The sequence below is a fragment of the Chromohalobacter sp. genome (genome assembly GCF_039830575.1).
In the GTDB taxonomy this organism is placed as follows: Bacteria; Pseudomonadota; Gammaproteobacteria; order Pseudomonadales; family Halomonadaceae; genus Chromohalobacter; species Chromohalobacter israelensis.
The window spans coordinates 144,228-163,999 of sequence record NZ_JBDOOX010000012.1; the positions used below are offsets into that span (position 1 = coordinate 144,228).

Sequence of the window (19,772 nt, forward strand, 5' to 3'; positions counted from 1 at the left end):
ATGCCCAGGGTGCCCGCTGCACATACGCTGGTCATCGGTCTGGGCGTCTCCGGACAGGCCATCGCGCGGCATCTGTCGCGTCGGGGCGAGCCCTTCATGGTCGCCGATACGCGTGAGTCGCCAGCCGGCCTGGAGGCATTCCGGGCCGCGCATCCCGGGGTGGACGTCGTCTGCGGCCCGCTCGAGGCCCTCGACATGCAAGAGGCCCGAGAGATCGTGCTCAGCCCCGGTGTCGATCCTCGGACGCCGGGGCTGATCGATTACGTCGATCATCCTGGCTCGGGGCCTGAAGTGGTCGGCGAGATGGCGCTTTTCGTGCGCGAATGCCGATCGCCGATCGCCGCGATCACGGGCTCCAATGCCAAGTCGACGGTCACCACGCTGCTCGGCGAGATGGCCCGCGAATCCGGATGGAAGACGGCCGTCGGCGGCAATCTGGGCACTCCCGCGCTGGACTTGCTGGACGAGTCGCCGGATGCCGAGCTTTTCGTGCTCGAGCTGTCCAGTTTTCAACTGGAAACCACGCCCTGGCTGGGCGCCGACACGGCAGCCTTTCTCAATCTCTCCGAAGATCATCTGGATCGTCATGGCGACATGCAGGGCTACCGTGCGGCGAAGCAGCGCATCTTCCGCGGCGCGCGCCATGCGGTGGTCAATGCCGAGGATCCGGCCACCTGGCCGGATGCCCCGTCATGCGCCGTGACGCGCTTCACCACGGACATGCCCGAGTCGGGGGAGTGGGGCATCGTCGATCACGGCGGTGAACGCTGGCTCGCCCAGGGACGCGCCGCGATCATGCCGGTCGGCCAGGTGCGCATGCCGGGGCGTCACAACCATGCCAATGCCTTGGCGGCCCTGGCGATGGGCGCGCATCTGGGACTGTCGCGAGAGGCGATGTGCCGAGTGCTGGAGCGCTTTCCGGGACTGCCGCATCGCGGTGAATTCATCGTCGAACGTGAAGGCGTACGGTGGATCAACGATTCCAAGGGGACCAACGTGGGGGCGACGCTGGCCGCGATCGCGGGGATCGGGCCGGATCTCGAGGGACGCTTGATTCTGCTGGCAGGCGGTGACGGCAAGGGGGCGGATTTCTCGCCCTTGGCCGAGCCGCTGGCCCACCATGCACGCGAGGCGATCGTCTTCGGGCGGGATGCCGAGCGCCTCGAGCAGGCCCTGAGCGCGAGACTGCCGGTGACACGCGTCGCCGATCTCGCGGCCGCCATGCAGCGTGCCCGGACGATCGCCCGAGCGGGCGATACCGTCTTGTTGTCGCCCGCTTGCGCGAGCCTCGATCAATTCCCCAACTACATGGCGCGAGGCGAGGCGTTTCGCCAGTGGCTGGCGACCGAGGGGGAGGCATCATGCTAGCGCGTTGGGAAAAGCGTCTTTCCACGCAGGATCAGCCCACCGATGGCTGGCTGTTGCTGGCGACGGCGTCGTTGTTGATCATCGGCTGGGTGATGGTGACCTCGGCGTCGTCGGAAATCGCGACCAGCCTGACGGGCAATCCCTACTATTTCAGCATTCGCCATGGCGTGTTCGTGGTGTTTTCGGTGCTCGTCGGGTTGTTTGCGCTGCGTATCCCGCTGGAGCGCTGGCGTGCCTGGGGGCCGGGCTTGTTGCTGGTGGGCGTCGTGCTGCTCATCGCGGTGCTGTTCATCGGGCGTGAGGTCAACGGCAGCAAGCGCTGGATTCCGCTGGGCATCGCCAACGTGCAGGCTTCCGAAGTCGCCAAGCTGTGCTTGATCGTTTATTTTGCCGATTACCTGCAACGCTACCTGCCCGAGGTGCGTCGCGACTGGGGCGCGTTCCTGCGTCCGTTCGTGGTGCTGGGTGTCTATGTCGTCTTGCTGATCTTCGAGCCGGATTACGGTGCGATAGTGGTGATCGGCGGCTGCATGATGGGCATGCTGCTGATGTCGGGCGCGCCGTTGTGGCGCTTCGGCCTGGTGACCATCCTGGTGGTGGCCGCCGCCGGCTTTTTGGCCGTGGCCGAGCCGTATCGTCTCGAGCGCATCACCAGCTTCGCCAACCCCTGGGCCGATCAATATGCCAGTGGCTATCAGCTGACCCAGGCGCTGATCGCCTTCGGTCGCGGCCACTGGCTGGGGCTCGGCCTGGGCAACAGTGTCCAGAAACTGTTTTACCTGCCCGAGGCGCATACCGATTTCGTGTTCGCGGTACTGGCCGAGGAGCTGGGACTGATCGGCGCCGTCAGCGTGGTCTGTCTCTTTGCGCTGCTCATCTTTCGAGGCATACGCATCGGGCGCAAGGCCGAACTGCGCGGCTGGGCGTTTTCCGCCTACCTGTGCTACGGCATTTCCCTGGTCTTCGGGGCCCAGGCCTTCATCAATATCGCCGTCAGCACCGGCATGCTGCCCACCAAGGGCCTGACGCTTCCGCTGCTGAGCTACGGGGGCTCGAGCCTCGTGGTCAGCTGCGTGATGGTGGCCATGCTGTTGCGGGTCGATGCCGAGCTGCGCGCCAAGATGCGCGCTTCCCGGGTGGCGCGTCAGGCCAAGCAATCTGAGCAAGGAGAGCGCTAGTGTCATATCGGGAAGTGTCGCGTGTCTTGATCATGGCCGGCGGGACCGGGGGGCATGTCGTGCCCGCGCTGTCACTGGCACGCGCCTTGCGGGCCCGCGGGGTGAGCGTCGAATGGCTAGGCAGTCCGCGCGGCATCGAAAACCGTCTGGTCCCGGCGGCGGACATCGTGCTGCATCGCATTCAGGTGGCCGGCCTGCGTGGCAACGGCATGGCGGGATGGTTGCTGGCGCCATGGCGACTGGCCAAGGCGATCTGGCAAGCGCGCCAGGTCATCGCGAAATTCGATCCGCAACTGGTCGTCGGGCTGGGCGGCTTTGCCAGTGGTCCCGGGGGGCTAGCGGCCTGGTTGATGCGCCGGCGCCTGATCATTCATGAGCAGAATGCCGTGGCCGGCATGACCAATCGCTACCTGTCGAGACTGGCCGATGGCGTTTACGCTGCCTTTCCGGGCGCGTTCGGCGCGCACCGGGCCGAGGTGGTGGGCAATCCCGTGCGCGACGACATCGCGGCTCTGGGCGAGACGCCGCGTGGAAGCGATGCCTTGCGGCAACGTCTCTTGCGCCTGCTCGTGCTGGGAGGGTCGCTGGGAGCCCAGGCATTGAACACCCAGGTGCCTCAGGCGCTGGCTCGATTGCCGGCGGCGCAACGCCCCGATGTTCGCCATCAGGCCGGTCGCGACAAGGAAACCGCGACGCAATCGGCATATGCCGAGGCGGGGGTGGAGGCCGAGGTGAGCGCGTTCATCGATGACATGGCGGCCGCCTATGACTGGGCCGACCTGATCGTCTGCCGCGCCGGTGCCTTGACCATCGCCGAGCTGGCGGCGGCGGCCAAGCCGTCCATCCTGGTCCCGTTTCCGCATGCCGTCGACGACCACCAGACACTCAACGCGCGCCAGCTGGTCGATGCCGGCGCGGCACGCTTGATGCCACAAACGCAACTCACGGCGGAAAGTCTCGCCGAGACGTTGGCAACTCTTCTCGAACCCGAGACCCTGGCTACCATGGCGACGTCAGCACGCGCGCAAGCGCGCCTGGATGCCGTCGAGCGCCTGGTGGCGGGGTGCATGGAGGCAAATCGTGACAGCCAGTAGCGTTCACTCGCCTGTTCGCCAGAACCGCACGGGGCTGGGCATGCGTCGCATTCGGCACATTCATTTCGTGGGGATCGGCGGCGCAGGCATGTGCGGCATTGCCGAGGTGCTCGCCAACCAGGGCTATATCGTCAGCGGCAGCGACTTGCGCGAGTCGGCCGTGACACGCCACCTGCGCGACTGCGACATTCGCGTCTACATCGGGCACGTCGACGAACATGCGCATGGCGCCGATGTGCTGGTGGTGTCCACGGCGGTGGATCTCGAAAACCCGGAAATCCGCTGGGCACGAGAGCATCGCATTCCGGTGGTGCGTCGCGCGGAGATGCTCGCCGAGTTGATGCGCTTTCGTCACGGGATCGCCGTGGCCGGTACACATGGCAAGACGACCACCACCAGCCTGACGTCGACCCTGCTGGCCGAGGGCGGACTCGATCCGACCTTCGTGATCGGCGGCAAGTTGACCAGTGCGGGCACCAATGCGCGTCTGGGCGAAGGCGATTATCTGGTTGCCGAGGCCGACGAGTCCGACGCCTCGTTTCTGCATCTGCAGCCGATGGTGTCGATCGTGACGAACATCGATGCCGACCACATGGCGACCTATGCCGGCGATTTCACGCGCCTGAAGGACACCTTCCTGGAATTTCTGCACAACCTGCCGTTCTACGGGCTGGCGGTGCTGTGTCTCGACGACGATAACGTGCGTGGCCTGCTGCCCCGGGTTCAGCGCCAGTTCGTGACCTACGGCTTCGCGGAGGATGCCGATTATCGCCTGCGCGACTTCGTTCAGCGCGGCGGGGAGGTGCAATTCACCGCCGAGCGTCCCCCGGGCATGGCGCCGCTGGAGATCCGCCTGGGCATGCCGGGGCGGCATAACGCGCTCAACGCGCTGGCCGCGATCGCCGTGGCCAGCGACGCCGGGGTCGATGACGCGGCGATCCAGCAAGGGCTTCTGCACTTCGCCGGTGTGGGGCGTCGCTTCCAGGTCCATGGCTATTATCCGGCGCCGGGAGGCGAAGGCGACGTCATGCTGGTCGACGATTACGGCCATCATCCGCGCGAGGTGGAAATGGTCATCGACGCGGTGCGTGCCGGCTGGCCCGAGCGACGCCTGGTCATGCTGTATCAGCCGCACCGCTATTCGCGCACCCGCGATCTCTACGAAGACTTCGTGCGCGTGCTGTCGGGGGTCGATACCCTGTTGCTGCTGGATGTCTACAGTGCCGGCGAGTCGCCCATTCCGGGCGCCGAAGGACGCACTCTGGCAGGTTCGATTCGCCAGCGCGGGCAGGTCGACCCCATCTTCGTCGAGAGCAAGCAGGAACTGCCGGCCTTGCTGTCGCGCGTGCTGCGCCCCGACGATATCCTGATCACTCAGGGGGCGGGCGACATCGGCGGTATCTCGCTGCGGCTGGCGGCCGGTCAGTTAGATTTGAATGGAATGGAACTATGAGTGACACCGTAACGAATGGAGACGCTTCACGTCGTCGGCACGGGCGTGTCGTGGTGGTCTACGGTGGCCGCTCCGCCGAGCGCGAGGTCTCGCTGCTGAGCGGCGGAGCGGTGCTGGCATCGCTCGTGCGCAGCGGGGTCGATGCGCACGGGTTCGATTTCGCCGGGGGAGGTCTGAGCGGTCTCGAAGCGCTGGCCCCCGATCGCGTCTTCATCGCCATGCATGGCCGCGACGGCGAGGACGGTTCCTTGCAAGGCGCGCTGGAACTGCTGGGGATTCCCTATACGGGCAGCGGCGTGCTGGCCTCCGCGCTGGGCATGGACAAGGAACGCACCAAGCAGCTTTGGCGCGCCCATGGTCTGCCCACGCCCGAAAGCGTGATGCTCGAGAGCGAGCCCGACTGGGATGCCGTGATCGAGGCCCTGGGGTTGCCCTTGATCGTCAAACCGGTGCACGAAGGCTCGACGATCGGCATCAGCATCGTCGAGACGCGTGATGCACTGATCGCTGCGCATGCCGAGGCGTCGCGCTTCGATAGCGCGATCATGGCGGAACGTTTCGTGCAGGGCGAGGAATATACGCTGTCGCTGCTCGGCGACGAGGTGCTGCCGGCGATTCGCGTCGAAGTGCCGAGCGGTTTTTACGACTACGAGGCCAAGTATCATTCCGATACGACGCGCTATCTGTTGCCCTGCGGGTTGGAGCAAGAAGAAGAGCGCATGCTGGGTGATGTCTGCCGCCGCGCCTTCGAGGCGATCGGGGGGCGTGGCTGGGGACGCGTCGATGTGATGCGCGACGCCCAGGGACGCTTCTGGTTGCTCGAGGTCAATACCGTTCCCGGCATGACCGACCATAGCCTGGTCCCCCAGGCGGCGGCGCACGCGGGGCTCGATTTCGATGCACTGGTGTTGCGAATTCTCGACACCATTACCGGCAGTTGACCAATACCATGAAGGAGGCCGGTTTGCGGGGTGCCTTGCTAGGCTTGATCCTCTTCGTCGTACTGCTGGGCGCCGGTGGGCGGACGCTGTGGATCTGGCTCGACCGGCCCATCGAGCGGGTCTCGGTCGGCGGTGATCTGGACTATGTGTCGGCGTCGTATCTGCAGCGCAACCTGGCGCCCCTGGTCAAGGGCAAGACATGGTTGTCCATCGACCTGGACGCGGTGCGCCGCGAGGCGCGCGACATCGAATGGTTGTCCGAGGTGAAGGTCTCCCGCGAGTGGCCCGATGCGTTGCGGTTCGAGCTGTTCGAGCAGGAGCCTGTCGCGCACTGGAACGACGACAAGCTCCTCAATACGCACGGCAAGCCTTTTTCGCCGGGGCCGGTCGAGGCGTTCGACGAACCCTTGCCGGACCTTGCCGGTCCGAAGGGCAGTGGGCCGGAAGTGCTGGCGTATCTCGATTCATTGGTGCGTCGGCTGGGTACCCTGGACCTCCAGGTGACCCAGTTGCGACTCGAAAATCGCGGTGCCTGGCGTTTCCAGGTCAATGATGGTGTCTGGGTCATCCTGGGGCGCGCCGATCTGGAGCCTCGGCTGGCTCGTTTTACCGCCGCTTGGCAACGCCAGTTGGGTGCGCAAGCGTCGCAAATTCGCTACATTGATTTGCGTTATCCCAATGGGGTCGCGGTGGCCTGGCATGGCGAGACCGAAACGCAGGCGACAGAGTAACGCTGCAGGTGCCTTTTTCGTCGTCAGGCCACGAAATCCGGGCGTCGGGGGTTTCCCTTTTTGCAAAAATAACCGTATTCTGAGGCCGGTTTCGCTTGTTGGGTGGTGACTTCAAGTCTCTTGTTCCTATAATTGGCCCAACGCGTTTTTAGTGTCTCAATGGCTTTTAACCCAGCTCAGTTCGAGGAGTGAACCCGACCTATGGCAGGACAATCCAATGCTTCCAATATGGTGGTCGGGCTGGATATCGGAACGTCCAAGGTGGTGGCCATCGTCGGTCAACCTTCCGATGATGGAAGCATCGAGATAGCCGGCATCGGCTCGCATCCTTCGCGCGGCATGAAAAAAGGTGTCGTCATCAACATCGAGTCGACCGTGCAGTCGATTCAGCGTGCCGTCGAAGAGGCCGAATTAATGGCCGGTTGCGATATTCATTCGGTCTATGTTGGCGTGGCGGGCAGCCACATCAGCTCGATGAATTCCGATGGCGTCGTGGCGATCAAGGAGCGCGAGGTCACGCCCTCCGACATCGATCGCGTCATCGATTCGGCGCGCGCACGTGCCATCTCGGAAGGCCAGCGCATTCTGCACGTGTTGCCCCAGGAATTCGCCATCGACAATCAGGAAGGGATTCGCGAGCCCCTGGGCATGTCCGGCGTGCGTCTCGAGGCGCGCGTGCATCTGGTGACGGCGGCGCTCAATGCCGTTCAGAACATCGAGAAATGCGTGCGTCGCTGCGGGCTGGAGGTCGATGACATCATCCTGGAACAGCTGGCGTCGAGCTATGCGGTGCTGACGGAAGACGAACGCGAGCTGGGTGTCTGCATGGTGGATATCGGTGGCGGCACGACCGATATCGCCGTGTTCACGGAAGGGGCCATACGCCATACGGCGGTGATTCCCATTGCGGGCGATCAGGTCACCAACGATATTGCCATGGCGCTGCGTACGCCGACGCAGTATGCAGAAGACATCAAGGTCAAATACGCTTGTGCGCTGACCCAGCTCGCGAGCAGCGACGAAATGATCAAGGTTCCTAGCGTGGGGGACCGGCCGGCGCGGGACTTGTCCCGGCAGGCCCTGGCCGAAGTGGTCGAACCCCGTTACGAAGAATTGTTCACATTGGTACGCGAAGAACTGCGGCGTAGCGGCTACGAGGATCTCGTAGCGGCCGGTGTCGTGCTTACCGGCGGTACGTCGCGCATGGAGGGTGTCGTCGAGCTGGCCGAGGAAATCTTTCACATGCCCGTGCGCATTGCTTATCCCCACAATGTTCGTGGTCTCGCCGATGTCGTCCGCAACCCGATTTATTCGACGGGAGTGGGTTTGCTACTCTACGGTATGAATGATGCCAAACGTAATGCCGTCGTGTCGGCTCAGCCCCGTAGGGAAGAGGCTCATACCCGACGTGGACACAGGCAGGAGCGCTCGGGGTTGGAAAGGATCAAAGGCTGGTTCAAAGGAAATTTCTGAGAGGGCCGCACTGGTAGCGGTCACAGGAGACGGGGCTTATGTTCGAACTGGTAGATAACGCACCTTCTAGCAGCGCGGTTATCAAGGTGATTGGCGTCGGTGGTGGTGGTGGCAATGCCGTCAACCACATGGTCGAAAGCAACATCGAAGGCGTCGAGTTCATCTGTGCCAACACCGATGCGCAAGCGCTCAAGCGTGTTGCCGCCAAGACCGTTCTGCAACTCGGTAGTGAAATTACCAAGGGGCTGGGGGCAGGTGCCAATCCCGAAGTCGGGCGGCAGGCAGCCATGGAGGATCGTGAGCGGGTCGCCGAGTTGCTGCAAGGCGCCGACATGGTCTTCATTACTGCCGGCATGGGCGGCGGCACCGGTACCGGCGGTGCGCCCGTCGTCGCGCAGGTGGCCAAGGAGCTGGGCATCCTGACCGTTGCGGTCGTCACGCGCCCGTTCCCCTTCGAGGGGCCGAAGCGCATGCGGGCCGCCGAGGAAGGGATGGCGTCGTTGTCCGAGTACGTCGACTCGTTGATTACCATTCCCAATGAAAAGCTGCTGGCGGTGCTTGGCAAGAACGCGAGCCTGCTGTCGGCCTTCAGTGCGGCCAACGACGTGCTGCTGGGTGCGGTGCAGGGCATTGCCGAGCTGATCACCAGCCCCGGCATCATCAACGTCGACTTCGCCGACGTGCGTACCGTCATGTCGGAGATGGGCATGGCGATGATGGGAACTGGCGGAGCCACGGGCGAGAACCGTGCTCGCGAAGCCGCCGAAAAAGCGATTCGCAGCCCCTTGCTGGAAGATATCGACCTGCATGGCGCGCGCGGCATCCTGGTCAACATCACGGCGGGGCCGGATCTTTCCATCGGCGAATTCAACGACGTCGGGGCGACCGTGCAGGAATTCGCGTCGCAGGACGCCACCATCGTGGTGGGGACGTCCATCGACATGGAAATGTCCGACGAGTTGCGGGTCACCGTGGTGGCCGCGGGTCTCGAAGGTCTCAAGGAAAAAGCCGCGGTGTCGACACCGCAGCGCGAAACGGTCGCGGCCGCGCGCAGCGCCGAGTCGCCGGACTACCGCAAGTTGCAGCAACCCACGGTGATGCGTCAGCAGGCGGCCAAGGAGCAGGAAGACTCGGCGAAATCACGCCAGGAGTCGCGTCGCAAGTCCCAGGAACTCGACGACTACCTGGACATTCCGGCGTTTCTGCGTCGCCAGGCCGATTGATCGCGTAGAACCGCTGGGCACATAGGCGTGGCCAGGCGACATTTTTTTGTTGAAACGTCTGTTCGGTGTTATAGTGAACGGCGTTTCATAACGATTTCCAAGCTTGGCTTACGCCCATGATTAGACAACGTACATTAAAGAATACCATCCGCGCCACGGGTGTCGGTTTGCACTCAGGCGAAAAGGTCTACCTGACGCTGCGTCCCGCACCGGTCAACACCGGTATCGTATTCGTGCGTACCGATCTGGACCCGGTGGTGCAGATTGCCGCCAACGCCGAATACGTGACCGATACCACGCTGTGTACCGCGCTATCGCGTGACGGCGTCAAGGTCGCGACGGTCGAACACTTGATGTCGGCGTTCGCGGGCTTGGGAATCGACAACGTCTTCGTCGAACTCAGCGCAGCGGAAGTCCCGATCATGGACGGCAGTGCCGGTCCCTTCGTATTCCTGATTCAGTCGGCGGGCATCGCCGAGCAGGGCGCGCCCAAGAAGTTCATCCGCATCAAGCGCGAGATCGTGGTCGAGGAAGACGGCAAGGAAGCACGTTTCTTGCCGCACAACGGGTTCAAGGTGGCGTTTGCCATCGATTTCGACCACCCGGTCTTCGCACATCAGAAGCAGACGGCGAGCGTCGATTTTTCCACGACGTCCTTCGTCAAGGAAGTCTCGCGAGCGCGAACCTTCGGTTTCATGCGTGACCTGGAACACCTGCGCGCGCAGAACCTCGCGCTGGGCGGCAGCCTGGACAACGCCATCGTCGTCGACGATTACCGCATCGTCAACGAGGGCGGCCTGCGTTACGAGGACGAGTTCGTCAAGCACAAGGTGCTCGATGCGATCGGCGACCTGTATCAGCTGGGGCACAGCCTCATCGGCGAATTCCGTGGCGTCAAATCCGGTCATGGCTTGAACAACAAGCTGTGCCGTGCGCTGATGGCTCAGCAGGATGCCTGGGAAATCGTCACCTTCGAGGATGACACCCAGACGGCGCCGATTTCCTATGCGGCACCAGCGTTGGCCTGACATGCAGGCGAATGGACAAGCTTGATTGACGCCGGCCCCGGGCCGGCGTTTTTTATGCGTGTTTTTTATGCGTGGCCTCGAGCGTCAGGAGGAGCGTGACGCATCGGGCGCGTGGGCGGCCAGTCGTGCGAGGGCTTTCTTGAGTCGTGGGTCGTCGGTGTCTTCGGCGCAGGCCTTGAGATGGTGGGCGGCCTCGGAGGACAGCGTGCGTGCCTGGGTGACCGGCGCCTTGAGAGGGTGTACCGGGCGTACCTTGAATTCGAGCGTGAGCACCGCCTCGAACTCGGGCAACTGGCGCAACAGCGTCAGCAAGCGCTGGCGTTCGTAGCGCAGCCACGTCAACCACACCGCACCATCGGTAATCAGGGTCAAGGCGCCTTCGCGGTAGCCGCCGACGTAAAGGTGCTCGGCGACCTCGCTGGGCAGGCTGCTCCGCAGGTGCTGCTGTGCCCGCTCCAGCAGCTTGGCCATGCGCACCACCGAGCCCAGCTCGCCTGAGCCGTCGATGAGATGGTGGATGGACTGGGCTCGGAAACGCTTAGCCTTTATACTCATGGGCTTGCCCGCGCGAAGGAAAGCAGAATGTCTGCGCAATCTACCATGAGCCGGAGCTCGTCGATAGCATGACCAGCGCTACACACGACAGTCCCGCGTCGCCGCGCCGGGTGCGCGCGCGCCACCGCGCCCAGTGGTGGCTCGCCGGACTGCTGGTCGGATGTCTGTTACCCGCCGGGCTGATGCATCCCGAGGCGCTGCGCATCGCCGAGCGCCTGACGCAGATTTGCCTGATGGCGCCCGAGGTCATCCGGGCGCAGTCGCGACGCGTGGCACACCGTCGCCGCCTGCTGACCGGGCGTCGTCGCCCCTTCACGCCACGCCGCGTGCGATTGCCACGGCGTGTCTGCCACCTGATGAGCGTCGGGGTGGATACCCTGTCACGCCGAGGTCCTCCCAGTACTGCCTGCGTTCATGGCTCACGGCGGCTTGCCGCCTGATGCCGACATCGCCCCCCGGGCGGTGACCCGACGATTTCGTTCAGGCACTTTTGGAATTCAGGATCTCACATGCTCAATACTATCGTACGCAAGCTGGTCGGCTCGAAGAACGAGCGCGAAGTCAAACGCATGCGCAAGGCCTGCGAGGCCATCAACGCACTGGAACCGACATTCGAGGCGCTCGATGACGCCTCCTTGACCGCCAAGACCGCCGAGTTTCGTCAACGCCTGGAAGCGGGCGAGTCCCTCGACAAGCTCCTGCCGGAAGCCTTCGCCGTGGTACGCGAGGCGAGCAAGCGGGTGATGGGGATGCGCCACTTCGATGTGCAGATGGTCGGCGGGATGACCCTGCACGAGGGGCGAATCGCCGAGATGAAGACCGGCGAAGGCAAGACGCTGGTGGGGACCTTGGCGGTCTATCTCAATGCGTTGACCGGCAAGGGCGTGCACGTGGTGACCGTCAACGATTACCTGGCGAGCCGCGATGCCGAGTGGATGCGCCCCCTGTACGAGTTTCTCGGTCTCAGCGTGGGTACCATCTTCTCCGGCCAATCCTCGACGCAGAAGCGCGAGGCCTACGCCTGCGATATCACCTACGGCACCAACAACGAATTCGGCTTCGACTACCTGCGCGACAACATGGCGTTCTCGCTGGACGACAAGGTCCAGCGCTCACTGCATTACGCGATCATCGATGAGGTCGACTCGATCCTGATCGACGAAGCGCGTACCCCGCTGATCATCTCGGGTCCGGTCGAGGAAAACGTCGACATGTATCGGCGCATCAATCAGCTCTCCGTACAGCTCGAGGAGTGCAGCGACGAGGAAGACCCCACCAGCGGGGATTTCATCCTCGACGAAAAGCAGAAGCAGGTCGAACTCACCGAAACCGGGCACCAGAAGCTGGAAGGCCTGCTGCGCGACGCCGAGATGCTCGGGCAGGACGACTCGCTGTACTCGGCCCAGAACCTGGGGCTTCTGCAACACGTTCATTCGGCCCTGCGCGCGCGCCATCTCTACCATCGCGATGTCGATTACATCGTCGCCAACGGCGAGGTGGTCATCGTCGACGAGCATACCGGCCGCACCATGCACGGACGCCGCTGGTCGGAGGGGCTTCACCAGGCCGTCGAGGCCAAGGAAGGGGTCACCATCCAGAAGGAAAGCCAGACCCTGGCGTCGACCACCTTCCAGAACTACTTCCGCCTCTATGACAAGCTGTCGGGCATGACGGGCACCGCGGATACCGAGGCATTCGAGTTCCGCCAGATCTATGGCCTGGATGTCATGGTCATTCCCACCAACCGGCCGCTGGTGCGTGTGGACCACAATGACCTGGTCTACATGAGCGGTGAGGAGAAATTCGAAGCGATCATCGAAGACGTCAAGACCCAGCGCGAAGCCGGCCGCCCGGTGCTGGTCGGGACGGCGTCGATCGAAACGTCCGAATACCTCGCCAAGCTGATGCAGCAGCACCAGATTCCTCACAACGTGCTCAACGCCAAGCAGCACCAGAGCGAGGCCGAGATCATCTCCCAGGCGGGGCGCCCCGGGGCCGTGACCATCGCCACCAACATGGCCGGCCGCGGTACCGACATCGTGCTGGGGGGGAACTGGGAGGCCGAGGCCGCAGCGCTCGACGATCCCAGCGACGAACAGATCGAAGCCCTCAAGGCCGCCTGGCAGGAGCGCCACGATGCCGTGCTCGCCGCGGGCGGGCTGCATGTCATCGGCTCCGAGCGTCACGAGTCCCGGCGTATCGACAACCAGTTGCGGGGACGTGCCGGCCGCCAGGGGGACCCGGGGTCGACGCGTTTCTTCCTGTCACTGGAAGACAACCTCATGCGCTTGTTCGGCTCCGACCGCGTGCAACGCTTGATGCAGGCCCTGGGGCTCGAGCATGGCGAGGCGATCGAGCACAAGATGGTCTCCAATGCCGTCGAACGAGCGCAGAAGAAGGTCGAGGGGCGCAACTTCGATATCCGCAAGCAGCTGCTGGAATACGACGACGTGTCCAACGACCAGCGTCGTGTCGTCTATCAACAGCGCGACGAAGTGCTCGCCGCCGACGATCTGTCATCGAACATCGCCGAGATTCGCGAGCAGGTCCTGTCGGAGGCCATCAGCAGCTATGTGCCGCCCCAGAGCCTGGCCGAGCAGTGGGACCTGCCGGGGCTGCAGGATTATCTCAAGCAAGAGTTCAATCTCGATGTGCCGCTCGTGCAGTGGGCCGAAGAAGACGAGCACTTCCACGAGGAACTGCTGCGCGAGCGCCTGCATGACCAGCATCGCGGGCTGTTCACCAGCAAGGCCGAAGCGGTCGGTCCGGAACTGATGCGGCGCTTCGAGAAGCAAGTCATGCTGCAGGTCCTGGACACGCGCTGGAAAGAGCATCTGCAGCACATGGATCATCTGCGTCGCGGCATCCACCTGCGCGGTTACGCCCAGAAGAATCCCAAGCAGGAATACAAGCGCGAAGCCTTCGAGCTGTTCCAGGCCCTGCTGGGCAATATCAAGCACGATGTCATCCGCATCCTGAGTCACGTCCAGGTGCGGCGCCAGGAAGAAGTCGACGAACTCGAACGCGAGCGCCGCGCGACGCTGGAGCGTGAGCGGGCGGTCAGCCAGCCGGTGCACGAAGATGCCGTGGCCTCGGCCGAGGCCGTGGCCGAGAGCGAGGAAGCCAGCGGCGAATCCGTCGACGACGCACAGCCGGTGCGCCGCGACGGGCCCAAGGTGGGTCGCAACGACCTTTGTCCCTGCGGATCGGGCAAGAAGTACAAGCATTGTCACGGCAAGTTGAATTGATACTGAGCGTGACCAACGTCGATTGAGGAGGAAAACATGGCGGTGGGGGAAGCGAGTTTTCCGGCCATGCCGGTCATCGAGGGCATTCGGCTGGGAACGGCGATGGCCGGGTTCAAGACGCCCGGGCGTCGTGACCTGGTCGTGGTCGAGCTGCCCGAGACGACGACGCTGGCGGCCACGTTCACGCGCAATGCGTTCTGCGCGGCGCCCGTGCATGTGGCGCGGCGCCATCTGGAAGTGCAGGCACCGCGCTATTTGCTGGTCAATACCGGCAATGCCAATGCGGGAACGGGGGAGCAGGGAATGCGCGATGCCGAGGCCAGCTGCGAGGCGCTGGCCTCGCTGGCGGGCGTCTCGGCTCAGTCGGTGCTGCCGTTTTCCACCGGTGTCATCGGTGAACCGCTTCCGGTGACGCGGCTGTGCGATGCCTTGCCGGATGCCTTGTCGGCGTTGAACGCCGATGGCTGGCACGCTGCCGCCGAGGGCATTCTGACCACCGATACCCGGCCCAAGGGGGCGACGCGTCAGATCGATATCGACGGTCATGTGGTCACCATCAATGGCATCGCCAAGGGCTCGGGCATGATCCAGCCCAACATGGCCACCATGCTGGGGTTCGTCTTCACCGATGCCGCCATTGACGAAGCGCGACTGCAGCCGCTGCTGCGGGCGGCCGTGGATGCCTCTTTCAATTGCATCACCGTCGACTCTGATACCTCGACCAACGACGCCTGCACGCTGGCGGCCACCGGCCGCGGCGCAAGCATCGACAGTGACGCGCGCGAGGCGCGTTTTGCTGCGGCGTTGACCGAGGTACTGGTAGAATTGGCGCAGGCCATCATCCGCGACGCCGAGGGCGCGACCAAGTTCGTCACCCTCGAGGTCGAGGGCGCGTCATCGCGTCGGGAAGCACTGGATGTGGCGTTCACGGTGGCGCATTCGCCGCTGGTGAAGACGGCACTGTATGCCAGTGACGCCAATTGGGGGCGTATCCTGGCGGCGGTCGGACGTGCGCCGGTGGAAGCGCTGGACGTGTCGCGTATCGTCATCGATCTCGGCGACGTTCGCCTGGTCGAGAATGGCGGGCGCGCCGCGTCGTACACCGAGGAGGCAGGCAGCGCCGTCATGGCCGAGGCCGAGATCGCCATTCGCATCCATCTGGGGCGCGGCGATGCCAGTGCCACGGTCTGGACCTCGGACCTGTCACACGATTACGTCTCCATCAATGCCGATTACCGTAGCTGAGTGCGGATGGCAGCAGCGATCAGGGGCGCGCGGGCCACTGATCATGAACAGTCAGTCAAGGTGAAATGACCAACATGGTGAAGAGAAGGGTACACGTCGCGGCGGCTGCCATCATTCGTGAGGATGGGCATGTGCTGCTCGCACGCCGCCCCTCGATCGTCGATCAGGGGGGCTTGTGGGAATTTCCCGGTGGCAAGCTGGCGCCCTATGAAACCGGCTTCGAAGCCCTCCGGCGGGAATTGCGCGAAGAGCTCGGTATCGAGATACAGCGGGCCCAGCCGCTCATTCGCGTCCACCATGAATACGAAGACAAGCGTATCCTGCTCGATGTCTGGCAGGTGCATGCCTTCGAGGGCGAACCCTTCGGCCGTGAGGGCCAGGCGGTGCGCTGGGTGCCCCAGGAAGAGTTGAACAATTACCCCTTCCCGGAGGCGAACCATGCGATCCTGCGTGCGGTGTGCCTGCCTCACGATTACCTGATCAGCGACGAGGAAGACGACGATGCGGTCTTCCTCGGCAAGCTCGAGCGGGCTCTCCGCGACGATGGGGTTCGCCTGGTGCAGCTGCGGGCCAAGTCGCTGGATGAAGATGCCTACCTGAAGCGTGCCGAGCAGGCGCTGGCCCTCTGTCGTCGCTACCAGGCGCGCTTGATCCTCAACGGTGACCCTGCGCTGCTCGAGCATGTCGATGCCGATGGTGTCCACCTGCCCAGCCGCACCTTGATGGCGCTCGAGCATCGCCCCATCGCGACCGGCAAGTGGCTGGCCGCCTCGACCCACAACCCCGAGCAGCTCGCCCAGGCCGCGACGATCGGCTGTGATTTCGTGACCTTCTCGCCATTGCGGATCACGCCGAGCCACCCCGATGCCGCGCCCGTGGGCTGGCACGATTTCCAGCAACTGGTCGAGACGGCCGCCATGCCGGTCTTCGCGCTGGGGGGCGTGACGCGTGGTGATATCGATCAGGCGCGTGCGGTGGGCGCGCAGGGGATCGCCTCGATCCGCGATCTCTGGAAATGAGGCGGTGACGCCTGCCTGACGCACCTTCCCATCGACAAACGGCCCGCTGCATGCGGGCCGTTTGCATTGGCGGTCAAGCAAGGGCGGTCAAGAATCCCCGGCCACGATCCGGCGCTCATGACGACTCGCCGCGCTCCAGGCCATCGATCAGGCGATCGAGATCGGCCTCGTCCATGGCGGGCTCGCCCGCGATGCGATGAGACTCATCGGCCCAGGCGCCGAGATCGAGCAGGCGGCAACGCTTCGAGCAGAAGGGCCGATAGGGGTTGTCGGTCGTCCAAGCGACCTTGGTACGGCACTGTGGGCAGGCGACCTCGAGGGGGCGGTCTTGGGGTGTATCCGTCATGCTAGGGCGAATCCTCCTGGTCCGGGGCATCCAAAGGTTGCCGGTAACGGGCATCGAGCCGGGCGACCTGCGCCTTGAGCGATGCCAGGTCACCATCATTTTCGATCACGTCGTCGGCCCGTGCCAATCGCGCCTGGCGTGGCATCTGGGCGGCGAGGATAGCATGCGCCTGCGATTCGCTCACGGTATCCCGGGCTCGCACGCGCGCAACCTGCACCTTTTCCGGCACATCGATGACCAGGCAGCGGTCGACCAGCGAGGCCTGGTCCGTCTCGAACAGCAACGGCGACACCAGCAGGCCGTAAGGGGCATCGCCGTGGCGCATCGTGTCGAGCGTGTCGCATAGCCGTTGACGAATGCGCGGGTGGGTGACGCTTTCCAGCCAGCGTCGCTCCTCATCATCGGCGAAGACGATGTCACGCAGGACGCGGCGCTGCAAGTGGCCCCGGTCATCGACAAGCGAGGGGCCATAGCGCGCGACGATCTCCGCGAGCGCCGGCTCGCCGGGGGCGACGACATCGCGGGCGACGTGATCCGCGTCGACCCAGGGAATACCGTGTTCGGCGAACATGGCGGCGACGGTGGACTTGCCCGAGGCGATGCCGCCGGTCACCCCGATGATGCGTACGGGTGTGGTCATGTCGAGTGCCTCATAGACCGGTCAAGGCGCGCAGCGGTGCGCCGAAGAGGACCGCCACCCAGCCGGCGAGGGCGAGGAAGGGGCCGAAGGGCAGCGGCATGCCGCGTAGCCGGGGGTGCGTGAGTTGCAATAGCCCACCGATGACGGCTCCCAGGCCGGCGGAAAGGATCAGCAGAATCGGCAGCATCGTCCAGCCGAACCAGGCCCCCAGCGCCGCCAGCAGCTTGAAGTCGCCGTACCCCATGCCCTCCTTGCCGGTGATCCACTTGAAGAGCCAGTAGAACCCCCAGAGCAGCAGATAGCCGGCGAGCGCGCCGATGACGGCGTTGCCCAGCCAATAGGGCTGAAAGACGAGCTGGTAGATAAGCCCCGCCCAGAGCAGGGGGAGCGTGATGATATCGGGCAGCAGCTGCGTGCGCAGGTCGATGACGGCGACCACCAGCAGCGTCAGGCACAGCCCGCCCCAGGCGAGGGCGGACCAGGTCGCGCCATGCACCATCACCACGCTGAACAGCAACAGCCCAGCGGCCAGCTCGACCAGAGGATATTGTGCGCTGATCCGCCCCTGGCAATGCGCACAGCGACCGCGTCGCTTGAGCCAGCCGATCAGGGGCAGGTTGTCGTGCCAGGCGATCGGCGCTCGGCAACGCGGACATTGCGAGCGTGGCGTGCACAGGTTGTAGGCCGGCACGTCCTCCGTCTCGAGGGCCAGCGATTCGCGCGCCTCCTGACGCCATTGCTGCATCAGCATGACCGGCAGGCGCACGATGACGACATTGAGAAAGCTGCCCAGCAGCGTGCCCACGACGAAAGCCATCACGGCCAGCCAGGGCAGGGGGATATCGGCCAACAACTTGCAACTCCTACGCTATGTCTGAAAATGCCTGCCTTCGAGGATGGACAGGCAGAAGTGGGCGCGAACGGGCCGGTGTCACGCCGGCGCGGGCGAGCGCGACGCGTGCGGCCGGCTCAAATGGCCGAGCCCATTTCGAAGATCGGCAGATACATCGAGACGACGAGGCCGCCGACCAGTACGCCCAGCACCACGATGATGAAGGGTTCGAGCAGCGATGTCAGCGCGTCGACCTTGGTATCGACGTCTTCCTCGTAGAAATCCGCCACCTTGTTGAGCATGGCGTCCAGCGCACCGGATTCTTCGCCCACGCCGATCATCTGCACCGCCAGGTTGGGGAAGCGCCCGGTGGCACGCATGGCGAAGTTGAGCTGCTGGCCGCTGGCGACATGCTCGCGGACCTCGCCGATGGCGCGTTGGTAGACCCGATTGCCGGTGGAGCCGGCTGCGGTGTTGAGCGATTCGACCAGTGGCACCCCGGCGCTGAAGGTCGTCGCCAGGGTACGCGAAAAGCGCGCCACCGACGATTTGTCCAGAATGTCGCCGATGACCGGCAGGCGCAGCATGAGCGCATCGGCACGGTAGGCGAAGCCCGGCGAGCGACGGATGCCGAGGCGGACCAGCAGCAAGGCGGCGATGAAGGCGCCGAGCAGATGTGGCCAGTACGCCTGGACCCACTGCGACAGCGCAATGGTCAACTGCGTGAAGGCGGGCAAGTCAGCGCCGAAGCCGCGAAACAGGCTCTCGAACTGAGGCACGACCTTGACCAGCAGCAAGGCAGTGACCCCCATGCCCACCAGGACCACGGCGGCGGGGTAATAGAGGGCCTTGCGCACGCGCGCGCGCAGGGAGTCGATCTTTTCCTTGTAGCTCGCCACCCGCTCCAGCATGCGATCCAGCGATCCCGACTGCTCGCCGGCCTCGACCATGTTGACGAACATGCGATCGAAATGCTGCGGATGCTGGGCCAGCGCCTCGGAGAAGCTGGCCCCCGCCGAGACCTCGTTCATCAAGGTCTCGATGAGGTGGTGCATGGCGGGGCGCTTGAGACTCTCCGACACCACGCTGAAGGCTTGCAGCAGCGGGATGCCGGCACGGATCATCGTCGCCATCTGCCGTGCGAACAGGGTGATGTCCTGGGGGCGTATGCGGCCGATGCCGAAGGGGCTGCGCACGCGCTGGATGCGCTTGACCAGAATGTTCTGGCGGCCGAGCTCCTGGCGCACCGTCATTTCATCCGCCGCCACCAGCTCGCCCTGGATGGTTTCGCCACGGGAATTCTTGCCCTTCCATCGCCAGCGATGCAGGACGACGCGCCGTGGCGCCTTGCTACGTGTCGCTACCGCCATGTCGTTCCCCTCTTGTCACTTGCCCTGA

18 protein-coding genes are annotated in these 19,772 nt (G+C 64.3%); 13 read left to right on the forward strand and 5 right to left on the reverse strand.

The window, feature by feature from the left end:
- From murD to lpxC, 9 genes are all read left to right on the forward strand, one after another.
- Positions 1-1,368 carry a UDP-N-acetylmuramoyl-L-alanine--D-glutamate ligase gene (murD, locus tag ABGX75_RS10510; RefSeq protein WP_347411328.1) on the forward strand — a complete coding sequence of 456 codons (1,368 nt, stop codon included), beginning with the start codon at positions 1-3 and terminating at the stop codon, positions 1,366-1,368.
- Positions 1,362-2,546 carry a putative lipid II flippase FtsW gene (ftsW, locus tag ABGX75_RS10515; protein WP_011507488.1) on the forward strand — a complete coding sequence of 395 codons (1,185 nt, stop codon included), beginning with the start codon at positions 1,362-1,364 and terminating at the stop codon, positions 2,544-2,546. The genes murD and ftsW overlap by 7 nt, the downstream gene beginning before the upstream one ends.
- On the forward strand, positions 2,546-3,640 hold the full coding sequence (gene murG / locus ABGX75_RS10520) for an undecaprenyldiphospho-muramoylpentapeptide beta-N-acetylglucosaminyltransferase (RefSeq protein ID WP_347411329.1): 1,095 nt from the start codon (positions 2,546-2,548) through the stop codon (positions 3,638-3,640). Before ftsW ends, murG begins: the two co-directional genes overlap by 1 nt.
- Before the next feature lie 40 nt (positions 3,641-3,680).
- Positions 3,681-5,093 carry a UDP-N-acetylmuramate--L-alanine ligase gene (gene murC / locus ABGX75_RS10525; protein WP_347411434.1) on the forward strand — a complete coding sequence of 471 codons (1,413 nt, stop codon included), beginning with the start codon at positions 3,681-3,683 and terminating at the stop codon, positions 5,091-5,093.
- Entirely contained in the window at positions 5,090-6,034 is a 945-nt protein-coding gene (locus tag ABGX75_RS10530; protein ID WP_347411330.1) for a D-alanine--D-alanine ligase, read from the forward strand. Before murC ends, ABGX75_RS10530 begins: the two co-directional genes overlap by 4 nt.
- 8 nt (positions 6,035-6,042) lie before the next feature.
- Positions 6,043-6,765, forward strand: coding sequence for a cell division protein FtsQ/DivIB (locus ABGX75_RS10535; RefSeq protein WP_011507484.1), 723 nt, complete (start codon positions 6,043-6,045; stop codon positions 6,763-6,765).
- A gap of 201 nt (positions 6,766-6,966) precedes the next feature.
- Positions 6,967-8,238, forward strand: a complete 1,272-nt coding sequence (gene ftsA, locus ABGX75_RS10540) for a cell division protein FtsA (RefSeq protein WP_011507483.1) — start codon at positions 6,967-6,969, stop codon at positions 8,236-8,238.
- Between the two features lie 38 nt (positions 8,239-8,276).
- Complete coding sequence (ftsZ, locus tag ABGX75_RS10545; RefSeq protein ID WP_011507482.1) at positions 8,277-9,461, forward strand: cell division protein FtsZ; 1,185 nt, start codon at positions 8,277-8,279, stop codon at positions 9,459-9,461.
- Positions 9,462-9,577: 116 nt separating this feature from the next.
- On the forward strand, positions 9,578-10,489 hold the full coding sequence (gene lpxC / locus ABGX75_RS10550; protein WP_011507481.1) for a UDP-3-O-acyl-N-acetylglucosamine deacetylase: 912 nt from the start codon (positions 9,578-9,580) through the stop codon (positions 10,487-10,489).
- An 84-nt stretch (positions 10,490-10,573) separates the two neighbouring features.
- Here lpxC and ABGX75_RS10555 read toward each other — a convergent pair whose 3' ends face one another.
- A complete protein-coding gene (locus ABGX75_RS10555; RefSeq protein WP_011507480.1) occupies positions 10,574-11,044 on the reverse strand; it encodes a DciA family protein in 471 nt (156 codons plus the stop codon).
- Positions 11,045-11,112: 68 nt separating this feature from the next.
- Here ABGX75_RS10555 and ABGX75_RS10560 point away from each other — a divergent pair, with 68 nt between their 5' ends.
- From ABGX75_RS10560 to ABGX75_RS10575, 4 genes are all read left to right on the forward strand, one after another.
- Positions 11,113-11,484: a hypothetical protein gene (locus ABGX75_RS10560; RefSeq protein ID WP_011507479.1), complete on the forward strand. Its 372-nt coding sequence runs from the start codon at positions 11,113-11,115 to the stop codon at positions 11,482-11,484.
- Between the two features lie 69 nt (positions 11,485-11,553).
- Positions 11,554-14,292, forward strand: a complete 2,739-nt coding sequence (gene secA / locus ABGX75_RS10565) for a preprotein translocase subunit SecA (RefSeq protein ID WP_347411331.1) — start codon at positions 11,554-11,556, stop codon at positions 14,290-14,292.
- Between the two features lie 36 nt (positions 14,293-14,328).
- Positions 14,329-15,537, forward strand: a complete 1,209-nt coding sequence (gene argJ, locus ABGX75_RS10570; RefSeq protein ID WP_347411332.1) for a bifunctional glutamate N-acetyltransferase/amino-acid acetyltransferase ArgJ — start codon at positions 14,329-14,331, stop codon at positions 15,535-15,537.
- Positions 15,538-15,611: 74 nt separating this feature from the next.
- Positions 15,612-16,556 (forward strand): Nudix family hydrolase, encoded by a 945-nt coding sequence (locus tag ABGX75_RS10575; protein WP_011507476.1) that lies wholly within the window; start codon positions 15,612-15,614, stop codon positions 16,554-16,556.
- Positions 16,557-16,671: 115 nt separating this feature from the next.
- On the opposite strand, the gene yacG is transcribed toward ABGX75_RS10575, so the two are convergent.
- The 4 genes from yacG to ABGX75_RS10595 all read right to left on the reverse strand — a co-directional run bounded on the left by yacG (position 16,672) and on the right by ABGX75_RS10595 (position 19,744).
- Positions 16,672-16,902, reverse strand: a complete 231-nt coding sequence (gene yacG / locus ABGX75_RS10580; protein WP_035412086.1) for a DNA gyrase inhibitor YacG — start codon at positions 16,900-16,902, stop codon at positions 16,672-16,674.
- A gap of 1 nt (position 16,903) precedes the next feature.
- Complete coding sequence (gene coaE, locus ABGX75_RS10585) at positions 16,904-17,542, reverse strand: dephospho-CoA kinase (protein WP_110061233.1); 639 nt, start codon at positions 17,540-17,542, stop codon at positions 16,904-16,906.
- 10 nt (positions 17,543-17,552) lie between these two features.
- The gene (locus tag ABGX75_RS10590; RefSeq protein ID WP_084075644.1) at positions 17,553-18,395 is read right to left on the reverse strand and encodes an A24 family peptidase; all 843 of its coding nucleotides are present in this window, start codon (positions 18,393-18,395) and stop codon (positions 17,553-17,555) included.
- Between the two features lie 116 nt (positions 18,396-18,511).
- Positions 18,512-19,744, reverse strand: coding sequence for a type II secretion system F family protein (locus tag ABGX75_RS10595; RefSeq protein WP_011507472.1), 1,233 nt, complete (start codon positions 19,742-19,744; stop codon positions 18,512-18,514).
- Between the last annotated feature and the right edge of the window lie 28 nt (positions 19,745-19,772).

What these genes read in the sequence shown, in the direction of transcription:
- secA (WP_347411331.1), top strand. Translation starts at nt 11,554, where the DNA reads ATGCTCAATACTATCGTACGCAAGCTGGTCGGCTCGAAGAACGAGCGC.
- ABGX75_RS10530 (WP_347411330.1), top strand. Translation starts at nt 5,090, where the DNA reads ATGAGTGACACCGTAACGAATGGAGACGCTTCACGTCGTCGGCACGGG.
- murD (WP_347411328.1), top strand. Translation starts at nt 1, where the DNA reads ATGCCCAGGGTGCCCGCTGCACATACGCTGGTCATCGGTCTGGGCGTC.
- ABGX75_RS10575 (WP_011507476.1), top strand. Translation starts at nt 15,612, where the DNA reads ATGGTGAAGAGAAGGGTACACGTCGCGGCGGCTGCCATCATTCGTGAG.
- coaE (WP_110061233.1), bottom strand. Translation starts at nt 17,542, where the DNA reads ATGACCACACCCGTACGCATCATCGGGGTGACCGGCGGCATCGCCTCG.
- murC (WP_347411434.1), top strand. Translation starts at nt 3,681, where the DNA reads ATGCGTCGCATTCGGCACATTCATTTCGTGGGGATCGGCGGCGCAGGC.
- yacG (WP_035412086.1), bottom strand. Translation starts at nt 16,902, where the DNA reads ATGACGGATACACCCCAAGACCGCCCCCTCGAGGTCGCCTGCCCACAG.
- ABGX75_RS10595 (WP_011507472.1), bottom strand. Translation starts at nt 19,744, where the DNA reads ATGGCGGTAGCGACACGTAGCAAGGCGCCACGGCGCGTCGTCCTGCAT.
- ABGX75_RS10555 (WP_011507480.1), bottom strand. Translation starts at nt 11,044, where the DNA reads ATGAGTATAAAGGCTAAGCGTTTCCGAGCCCAGTCCATCCACCATCTC.
- ABGX75_RS10535 (WP_011507484.1), top strand. Translation starts at nt 6,043, where the DNA reads ATGAAGGAGGCCGGTTTGCGGGGTGCCTTGCTAGGCTTGATCCTCTTC.
- ftsA (WP_011507483.1), top strand. Translation starts at nt 6,967, where the DNA reads ATGGCAGGACAATCCAATGCTTCCAATATGGTGGTCGGGCTGGATATC.
- lpxC (WP_011507481.1), top strand. Translation starts at nt 9,578, where the DNA reads ATGATTAGACAACGTACATTAAAGAATACCATCCGCGCCACGGGTGTC.
- ftsZ (WP_011507482.1), top strand. Translation starts at nt 8,277, where the DNA reads ATGTTCGAACTGGTAGATAACGCACCTTCTAGCAGCGCGGTTATCAAG.
- ABGX75_RS10560 (WP_011507479.1), top strand. Translation starts at nt 11,113, where the DNA reads ATGACCAGCGCTACACACGACAGTCCCGCGTCGCCGCGCCGGGTGCGC.
- ftsW (WP_011507488.1), top strand. Translation starts at nt 1,362, where the DNA reads ATGCTAGCGCGTTGGGAAAAGCGTCTTTCCACGCAGGATCAGCCCACC.
- argJ (WP_347411332.1), top strand. Translation starts at nt 14,329, where the DNA reads ATGGCGGTGGGGGAAGCGAGTTTTCCGGCCATGCCGGTCATCGAGGGC.